General features: G+C 60.6%; 8 protein-coding genes. 4 read left to right on the top strand and 4 right to left on the bottom strand.

The window, feature by feature from the left end; translation table 11 throughout:
- Positions 1 to 155: 155 nt before the first annotated feature.
- Positions 156 to 1,142, bottom strand: coding sequence for a flagellar motor protein MotB (motB, locus tag GHN92_RS08010; RefSeq protein ID WP_095000947.1), 987 nt, complete (start codon positions 1,140 to 1,142; stop codon positions 156 to 158).
- 3 nt (positions 1,143 to 1,145) lie between these two features.
- Positions 1,146 to 1,997 (bottom strand): flagellar motor stator protein MotA, encoded by an 852-nt coding sequence (motA, locus tag GHN92_RS08005; protein ID WP_095000946.1) that lies wholly within the window; start codon positions 1,995 to 1,997, stop codon positions 1,146 to 1,148.
- Between the two features lie 152 nt (positions 1,998 to 2,149).
- Here motA and GHN92_RS08000 point away from each other — a divergent pair, with 152 nt between their 5' ends.
- The 3 genes from GHN92_RS08000 to asd are packed head-to-tail and all read left to right on the top strand — an operon-like array spanning position 2,150 to position 5,428.
- Positions 2,150 to 3,688, top strand: a complete 1,539-nt coding sequence (locus tag GHN92_RS08000) for an HDOD domain-containing protein (protein WP_095000945.1) — start codon at positions 2,150 to 2,152, stop codon at positions 3,686 to 3,688.
- A 36-nt stretch (positions 3,689 to 3,724) separates the two neighbouring features.
- A complete protein-coding gene (locus GHN92_RS23825; RefSeq protein WP_095017684.1) occupies positions 3,725 to 4,552 on the top strand; it encodes a rhodanese-like domain-containing protein in 828 nt (275 codons plus the stop codon).
- A 9-nt stretch (positions 4,553 to 4,561) separates the two neighbouring features.
- Positions 4,562 to 5,428, top strand: a complete 867-nt coding sequence (gene asd / locus GHN92_RS23820) for an archaetidylserine decarboxylase (protein WP_095017685.1) — start codon at positions 4,562 to 4,564, stop codon at positions 5,426 to 5,428.
- 114 nt (positions 5,429 to 5,542) lie between these two features.
- Here the strand turns inward: asd and serB are convergent, their stop codons facing one another.
- Positions 5,543 to 6,757, bottom strand: coding sequence for a phosphoserine phosphatase SerB (gene serB, locus GHN92_RS07990; protein ID WP_095000944.1), 1,215 nt, complete (start codon positions 6,755 to 6,757; stop codon positions 5,543 to 5,545).
- A 132-nt stretch (positions 6,758 to 6,889) separates the two neighbouring features.
- Here serB and GHN92_RS07985 point away from each other — a divergent pair, with 132 nt between their 5' ends.
- Positions 6,890 to 8,437 carry an AhpA/YtjB family protein gene (locus GHN92_RS07985; RefSeq protein ID WP_095000943.1) on the top strand — a complete coding sequence of 516 codons (1,548 nt, stop codon included), beginning with the start codon at positions 6,890 to 6,892 and terminating at the stop codon, positions 8,435 to 8,437.
- A gap of 121 nt (positions 8,438 to 8,558) precedes the next feature.
- Here the strand turns inward: GHN92_RS07985 and GHN92_RS07980 are convergent, their stop codons facing one another.
- Complete coding sequence (locus GHN92_RS07980; RefSeq protein ID WP_176464986.1) at positions 8,559 to 9,263, bottom strand: membrane integrity-associated transporter subunit PqiC; 705 nt, start codon at positions 9,261 to 9,263, stop codon at positions 8,559 to 8,561.
- Positions 9,264 to 9,412: the final 149 nt, after the last annotated feature.

Below are 9,412 nucleotides of genomic sequence, written 5' to 3'. Positions count from 1 at the left end.
TAATATCAGGGAAATCGCTGCGCTAACTGTTCGCTATGTCTCCGAACAAAGTGTTCGCGATGTCCCCGGTCCATACACTCCCGGAGGGAGAGGGGGCAAATTATCAGTGTTCTTGAAGCCGCGTGCGCTCAGTCCCCTCTCCCTCTGGGAGAGGGTTAGGGTGAGGGCGGCGGGTCGTCAAACAGATTCAGCTTCTGCCGTTCTTCATGCATCGGCAGTGGCTGTTTGTCGGCGGGCAGCTTGATCGGGTCAACTGGCGCCTTGGGCAGTTCCTGGGGCTTGACTGACTCCGCACCCTGCTCGCCTTCAATCGCCTGCTGGGCCTTTTTGTTCAGCACCACAATGTCGATACGACGGTTGACCGGATTATTGGGGTTAGCCGTGTCGAACAGCACTGACGAGGCATAACCCACCACCCGCGCAATCTGCCCTTCCGGGTAGCTGCCCGCCACCAGCGCACGCCGCGCTGCATTGGCACGGTTGGCCGACAACTCCCAATTGCCGTAATCACCGCCCCCCGCATAAGGCATGGCATCGGTGTGGCCGCTGATACTGACCTTGTTGGGTACTGCCTTGATGGTGTCGGCCATGGCCAGCAAAATATCTTCGAAGTACGGTTTGAGCCGTGCACTGCCCACATCAAACATCGGCCGGTTTGCGGCATCCATGATCTGGATACGCAGGCCGTCCGGGGTGATTTCAAACAGCAACTGATCCTTGAACTTGCGCAGCTGCGGGTTTTCTTCGACCTTGTTCTGCAACTCCTGCAACAGCAGTTCGAGGCGCTCTTTCTCGACCTGCTCGGCCATGCTTTCAACCTGCTCGGCATCTACCTTGATCTTGTCGGGCTGGGGCTGCAGTTTTTCTTCAGGGTTGAGGGTGTTGTCCGGCGCCAAGGCCGGAGTGCCGCCCAGGTCGATGACGTAGGGCGTGCCGCTTTCGCTGAATCCGATCGGATCTTTGAAATAACCACCAATGGCGATCTTTTGCTCGGGCGTGGCCGCCGTCATCAGCCACATCACCAGAAAGAACGCCATCATCGCCGTGGCGAAGTCGGCAAAGGCGATTTTCCAGGCGCCACCGTGATGGCCTGCGGCGTAACGCTTGACGCGCTTGATGATTATGGGCTGGTTGTTTTCCATAAATCAGCGACCACGAACCACTTGTTCCAGCTCGGAAAAACTGGGCCGGTGCTTGGGGTACAGGACCTTGCGACCAAACTCGACCGCCAGCGACGGCGGCATGCCTGAGGCCGAAGCCACCAGCGAGGCCTTGATCGATTCATACACGTTGAGTTCTTCCTTGGCATCGTGAGCCAAAGACGTCGCCAACGGACCGAAGAAACCATAGGCCGCCAAAATACCGAAGAAGGTACCTACCAGCGCGGCGCCAACGTGCATGCCGATGGCCGCCTGATCACCTTCGCCCAGCGAGGCCATGGTCACCACAATACCCAGTACCGCGGCGACGATACCGAAACCCGGCATGCCGTCGGCGATACCGGTAACGGCGTGGGAAGGATGCTCCAGCTCTTCCTTGAGGTTATACAGCTCCATGTCAAACAACCCCTCAAGCTCGTGGGGGGCCATGTTGCCCGAGGACATGATGCGCAGGTAATCGCAGATAAACGCGGTCATGCGCTCATCTTTAAGGACAGTGGGGTATTTGGCGAAGATAGGGCTGGCGGCCGCGTCTTCAATGTCGCTCTCGATGGCCATCATGCCTTCGCGACGACTTTTGTTGAGAATCTCGTAAACCAGGCCCAACACTTCAAGATAAAAAGCGTGGGAGAAACGCGAACCGAACATGCCCAGTGATTTTTTGATCACATGCATGGTCATGTAACCGGGGTTGGCTTGCAGGAACGCACCGAAGGCCGCACCGCCGATGATCAAAACCTCGAACGGCTGGATCAGCGCCCCGATTTTGCCGTGGGAAAGTACGTATCCGCCGAGCACACTCGCGAACACGACGATGATGCCGATAATTTTAGCCATAGATATAAAAGTACTTCTTGGGTCGGTTCAAGGTCATATTCCAGCGTAGCTAAAACTCTTCTTCTCCTTATCGGCGAATCTGCGCCAGACTATAGCCGGTAGAGCCGAAAAGCCATTCGACCCCCAGATTGGATGATCATCGCGTCCTCATTATGGCCAACGAAACCCGCGCACCGATATCAACACCCACCACCCTGGATGCCTGGGTTGCACACCTGGACGCCGTCGATCTGCCGATCCCGCAAACCAGCCATGCGCGGGTCTTCAAGACCCTCAACGACAGTCGCCGCTCGTTACGCGAAATTGCCGAGGTCATGCAGGACAGCCCGGCGCTGGCCCTCAGACTGATCCGCGAGGCCAACCAGCAAGCCCAAAGCAGCCTGAGCGAGCCGGCCGAGAGCCTTGAAGTGGCGATCAACCGCCTGGGCCTCAAACGCACCCAGATGCTGCTCGAACATGTGCCGGCGCTGGCGATCGAGGATATCCCGCTGGCCTACCGACAAATCCAGCTGATCAGCCAGCACGCCGCACAACAGGCCATTGGCCTGTTCGGCAATCGCCTGGCGCGGCTCTGGCAGGAAATCTACTGGAGCAGCTTGCTGTTTCTGTCACCGCTATGGGCCCTGGCACTGACCCACCCACTGCTGCTCGAAACCTGGGAACGGCGGGTGGTCGGGCACAATGAGTGCGCCAGTAAAGTCGAGCGCCAGCTTTTTGGTGTGCCACTGTTTGATATCTGCCGCAGCCTGGCCGAGCTGTGGCGTCTGCCGGGGTGGGTGATGCAAGGTTATACGGTGATCACCGAAGAGCGCCGCACCCTGGTCAGGGTGCTGCATATCGCCCGCGACACCCATCACCCCCTGCGTCAGCAACAACTGCTGGACGCCGACCCGGCCCTGCGGCGCTGGCTCAACCAGCCTGCCAACAGTGTGTTGCTGGCCAACTGCCTGGCGCTGTCAGCCCAGCAGGGCTGGGACACACCGCACAACCTGCGCTGGCAGTACGTCACCAGCCTTTACCTGCAAATGCCCCTGGACGAAGTTCAGCAGCAGGCACACCAGCAGGCCGCGAGCAGCGCGCGCTATCACTCCAGCCCCGACCTTTGGCATCCGGCCCAGGCATTGCTCTGGCCGTGGGACTCACGCCGCAACGGGGACAATTCGCAGGCAGCCCCGCCTCCCTCGGCCGAGGCACTCGTCGCCTGGCGCAAACATTGCGGGCAGCTGCTGGAGCAACCCAGCGCATTCAGCAACCCGATGCATCTGAGCACCTGTGCCCGCGAAGCCTTGCAGGCGTGCGGCATGCGCCGGGTGATGATACTCACCCCCGACAAGACCTCGACCAGCCTGAGCGTCAACCAGATTGCCGGCCTGGGCAGAACCGCCTTCGACCTGACCGTCAACATCAGTGACAGCACCGCGCTGCAACGCCTGATGATGCAACCTGCACAAGTGCGCCTGACGCCCGAAAACAACGCGGTGATCTCCGCAGTCTTGCCCTACAGCCTGCGCAGCCTGTTCCCCGGCGAGCATCTGCTGCTACGCTCGCTGAGCAATAACGGTCGCGTGGTCATGCTCATACTGGCAGACCAGGGCGGCGGGCCATTTTCCGAAACCAGCGTGCAAGCCTTTGGCAAAACGGCCCAATGCATCGAGAAAGCCTTGAATACCTTTAGTAGTCGCGGGCGCTAGCGCTACAATCCCACCTTTTTGCTCTGGAGGCTTCCTATGCCTGGCTTCTCTGGCTTGCCATTAGTGATCGAGCCCGGCGACCTGCTCGCCCGGCTCGACGCACCCGAACTGATCCTGGTTGACCTGACCAGTGTTGCACGCTACGAGGCCGGGCATATTCCGGGCGCCCGTTTTGTCGACCCGAAACGCACACAACTGGGCTTGCCACCGGCACCCGGCCTGCTGCCGTCGCAAGCGTCACTCGAAACCCTGTTCGGCGAGCTGGGGCACAATCCCGACGCGGTCTATGTGGTCTATGACGACGAAGGCGGCGGCTGGGCCGGGCGGTTTATCTGGCTGCTTGATGTAATCGGGCACAAGGCATACCACTATCTGGACGGGGGCATTCACGCCTGGATTGGCGAAGGCTATGCCCTCAGTCAGGACGTGCCTGCCGCCGTCAATGGCCCGGTGGCGCTGACCTTGCACGATGAACCCACTGCCACCCGCGAGTACCTGCAAAGCCGCCTGGGCGCCGCCGACCTGGCGATCTGGGATGCACGCAGTGCCGCCGAATACAGCGGCGAAAAAGTGCTGGCGGCCAAGGGCGGGCATATCCCCGGGGCCAAGCATCTTGAGTGGACCACCGGCATGGATAAAACCCGTAACCTGCGTATCCGCCCGGACATGGCGCAGATCCTCAAGGATCTGGGCATCACGCCAGACAAAGAAGTGATTACCCACTGCCAGACCCACCACCGTTCCGGCTTTACCTATCTCGTCGCCAAGGCGCTCGGTTACCCGCGCGTCAAAGGCTACGCCGGCTCCTGGGGCGAATGGGGCAACCACCCCGACACCCCCGTCGAGCTACCTGTAAAAAATTAAGGACCTTGAATGAAAAAGCGTTTGTTCCTCCTCAGTCAGTACCTGTTGCCGCATCACCTGCTGTCACGCCTGGCCGGCTGTATTGCCGAATGCCGCGTACGCTGGTTCAAGAATGCGTTCACCAGCTGGTTCGCCAAGCGTTATCAGGTAGACATGTCCCAGGCCCTGGTTGAAGACGTGACCGCCTACGAGCACTTCAACGCCTTCTTTACCCGCGCCCTGAAAGACGGCGCCCGCCCGCTGGATCAAACTCCAGGTGCGGTGCTAAGCCCTGCCGATGGCGCGGTCAGCCAGCTGGGCCCGATCGAACACGGCCGCGTGTTCCAGGCCAAGGGCCACAGCTACAGCGTGCTGGAGCTGGTGGGTGGCGATGCTGCAGTAGCAGCCCAGTTTATGGGCGGCGAATTTGCCACCATCTACCTGTCGCCCAAGGACTACCACCGCGTGCACATGCCACTGGCGGGCACCCTGCGTGAAATGATCTACGTGCCGGGGCGCCTGTTCTCGGTCAACCAGACCACCGCCGAAAACGTGCCGGAGCTTTTTGCCCGCAACGAGCGTGCGGTGTGCATTTTTGACACCGAGCGCGGCCCGATGGCCGTGGTATTGGTCGGTGCCATGATCGTGGCATCCATTGAAACCGTGTTTGCCGGTCTGGTTACCCCGCCGAAACGCGAGCTGAAAACCTTCCGTTACGACGAAGCTGCCCGTGCGCCGATCCACCTGGAAAAAGGTGCCGAGCTGGGTCGTTTCAAACTGGGTTCGACGGCGATCGTGCTGTTTGGCGCGGATCAGGTGAAATGGGCCGAAGGCCTGACGGCAGGAACGCCGGTGATGATGGGTCAGAAAATGGGTGCACCGGCGCACGCCGAATAACCCATAACCCTGTGGGAGCGGGCTTGCTCGCGATGCTGGCAACTCGGTGCATCTGATTCACCGAGGTGATGCAATCGCGGGCAAGCCCGCTCCCACAGGTCATTTACAGGGGGCTCAGCCCTGGCTGTTACGGTCACGCTGACCGAGCAGGTACAGCACGCCATCCAGGCCCAAAGTCGAAATTGCGTGCTTGGCCGATTTCTTGACCAGCGGCTTGGCACGGAATGCCACACCCAGCCCGGCAATCGCCAGCATCGGCAAATCATTGGCGCCATCACCGACCGCAATGGTCTGCTCCAGGCTCAAGCCTTCCTTTTGTGCCAGTTCGCGCAGCAAATCTGCCTTGCGCTGGGCATCAACAATCGGTTCGACCGCAACACCGGTCACCTTGCCGTCCACCACTTCCAGTTCGTTGGCAAAGACATAGTCGATGCCCAGCCTGGCCTGCACTTGTTTGGCAAAGTAGGTGAAACCGCCTGACAGAATCGCAGTTTTGTAACCCAGACGCTTGAGCTCGGCGAACAGCACTTCAGCGCCCTCGGTCAGGCGCAACGAAGCACCGATGGCATCCAGCACGCCCACGTCCAGGCCCTTGAGCAGCGCCATGCGCTCCTTGAAACTGGCCTTGAAATCCAGTTCGCCAGCCATCGCGCGCTCGGTGATGGCCGCCACTTGATCCCCCACGCCTGCCGCCTTGGCCAGCTCGTCGATCACTTCAGCTTCGATCAGCGTCGAGTCCATGTCGAACACCGCCAGGCGGCGATTGCGACGGAACAGGGTGTCTTCCTGCAGGGCGATATCCACGCCCAGCTCCTGGGCCAGGTTGAAGAAATCGGCACGCAGCGCGTCAACATCCACAGGCTCGCCACACACACGCAGCTCGATGCAGCTTTTGCTCGACTCGGTCGACGCATCCAGCGGCACGCGACCGGACAGGCGATCCGTCTGCTCAATGTTCAAACCGTGCTGGCTGATCACCGATGTCACGCGCTGCAGCTCATGGGCGGTCACCTGGCGGCTCATCAGCGTGACCACATGCCGGGTCTGGCTTTGTTCGTGGACCCAGCGCTGGTAATGCTCTTCGCTGATCGGGTCGAAACGCAGCTGCAAACCTTCCTTCGCGATTAAGGGCTGCAGGTCCTTGAGCACTGCCGAAACCAGCTCGGCTTGTGGAATTTCGACCAGAAAACCCAATGACAAAACGCCATGGATGGCGGCCTGACCGATGTCGAGAATATTCACACCATTGCTGGCCAGTACACCGGTAATGGCCGCAGTGAGACCCGGACGGTCCTCACCTGTGATGTTTATCAGGACGATTTCGCGCAAGGCACACCCCCATTCGCTAAAAAAAACGCATTCTACCCACTTTCAGTGACCATCGGGCACCGCCAAGGCTTTGCCGCCCTCAGGCCGCTCGCTATACTGCGCACCAACTTAACGGACTAAGAGCCGCGCTCAGTGAACCGGCCATCGCCTGTCAAAACCGATAACTTCTTCCTGCTGATCTTCCGGGCCCTGCGCGATCGCCGCGTTCCGCTTGCTCTGCGTATCGCCAGCCATAACGTGATCCTGGTCGCCCTGGCACTGGTCATCTATGCCGTGGTCATGGGCCTGCAATTCAAGCAGGCCATGCACGAACAGGCCGACGCCCTGGGGCAAAGCCTGACCACGCAAACCGCCACCTCGGCGACCGAGCTGCTGGTGTCAAACGACATCCTCAGCCTCAACGTGCTGCTCAACAACCTGACCAAAAACCCGCTGGTGGCCCACGCGGCCATTTATAGCGTGGATAACCGTATCCTCGCCGAAGCCGGGCAACGTCCCAAAAATGGCCTGCTGGGCGAAACCGAGGGTGTGTATCAAACCAAGATCACCTTTCAGGATGTGACCGCTGGGCATCTGCGCATCAGCCTGGACATGCACCAGTTCGAGCAGCCGATGACCATCAGCCTGCAAAGCATGGGCATTTTGAGTGCTATCCTGCTGGCCCTTGCCCTGGCCTTAAGCTTGCGTCTGGGCCGTCATATCACCACGCCCCTGCTGCAACTGCGGGTATGGCTGCGCGAACCCGATCCTTACACCCCGGCCATCCAGCGCCAGGATGAGATCGGCGACCTGGCTCGTCAGCTCCACACCCGCCTGGCCCCTCCGGCACCAGAGCCCGAGCCGGAACCAGAAGAAGACGACTACGACGACAGCGACTACGAAGAGGCCGAAGACAACGAGCCGAGCTTTGAAGTGCGCAACCTGAGTGACCCGACGTTCGATGAGACTGCAGCGGCACCTGCGCCCAAGGCTGCACCTCGACAGTTGGTGAGCACCGAAGAAGACGAGAACGACGACGAAGACCCGTTTGCCGACCTGCGCGACACCAGCACGGCGAGTGCCGCGCCGGTTGCCCTGGCCAAACCAAAACCGGTCGCATCTGCGGCGCCGCAACCGAGTGCCGTACTCGCGGTGCAACTGGGGGCACAAGAGCAATTGCGCCGCCTGCCCCGCGCCCGATTGATGGAACTGCTGGAACGCTATCGTGATTGTCTGAACCAGGCAGCCTCGCTGTACCAAAGCGAACTGCATACGCTGAACGATGGCAGCACACTGATGCTGTTCCACAGTGAAGACAGCGGCGACGACTACCTGACCAACGCCATTTGCTGCGGCGAGCTGCTGCGTGCATTGGGTCACGCCCTGCAAATCGAAGTGGCAGACAGCGGCATTACCCTGCAATTGCAACTGGGCCTGGTGCTGGGTGAAGGCCTGAGCGGCATGAGTCAGATTGACCTGCTGCTGACCGAAACGGCGCAGGATGCACTGGCCTTGTCGCAACACAGCCGCAACCTGTTGCTGGTAGAGCGCAAGATCAGCGATGACCCGCTGATCCGCCAGCGCGCCCGAATCCGCCCGATTGCCAGCCCGGAAGGCGCCTGCTGCGTAGAGCGCCTGATGGAGCCTTACCCTTCGATGCTGGAGCGCCAGCTGGCGCGGATGCACGAGAGTCGCGGGTAGCCAAAGCCAAGAGCACCCTCACCCTGGCCCTCTCCCGGAGGGAGAGGCGTGGTGAGGGGCTTTTGACCTGCCATAAAAAATCCCGCACATGTGCGGGATTTTTTTGTTTCTGGCTACAGCCTCAGAAGCGGAAGATTTCCATATCCGTGCGTATCGGTGAGGCCATCGGGATACGAGGTTTATCCGCACCCTGCTTGGGGGCTGCCTTGGACGGCGCCTTGGGCGCTTCCACCAGAGGCGGCTGGTTGGCCAGAGGCTTGAGTGCCACCGCCAATTGCTCGCTCAACTGTTGCAACAACTTGCCCTGAGCCTTGACCTGGTCCGCCGTACTGCCCCCGTGCGGCTGCTCCAGGTGCACGATGCGGTTGTCACGCACTTGCCCGCGACGGTCAATCAAGCGCCATTGTGCGTCCAGCACTGCAGGCAGGTCCTTGCCCGAGTCCAGCCGAGTGATCGACAACAACACTTGCACATCCGGGCTGAAGCCCGCAGGTGCCGGGGCCTGGACCACACGCTGGCTGTCCAGGCGCCATGCCAGTTGGCGCACCAGCAGCTGGTCGATATCTGCCGACAGGCTACCCGCCCATCGTCCGTCAGTCGCAGCGCTCAAACTGCCATCAGGCTGGCGTTGCAGCAGGGTTTCACGTTGCAGGTAGTCGGCCACGCTGATCGGGCCAAGTACCACAGCCATGCCGGCGCTTTGCGCGGGCTGGCCGGGGCTGCCGCTGTCCAGTTGGTACAAGGCCGCCGGCTGGTGCGTGCTGCACCCCGCCAGACCCAGCACACCGGTCAGCAACGCAATTATAGGAAGGCGTAGAACGTTCATCATTCCATCCAGGTGGCCGCCTCAGGGCGAGCCGCAGTGTAATTCTCGAAAGGCTCGCAAAGCACATTGCCATAAGCCGTGCCGCTAACGCGGCATATCATCCGCGAATATTGGGCATGACTCCAGCGCTGTCGCGCCGATCTGCGCTT

The organism is Pseudomonas sp. FSL R10-2964 (assembly GCF_009600035.1).
In the GTDB taxonomy this organism is placed as follows: Bacteria; Pseudomonadota; Gammaproteobacteria; order Pseudomonadales; family Pseudomonadaceae; genus Aquipseudomonas; species Aquipseudomonas bubulae.
The sequence above is the reverse complement of the archived record's forward strand: the minus strand, read 5'-3'. Positions and strand labels throughout refer to the sequence as shown.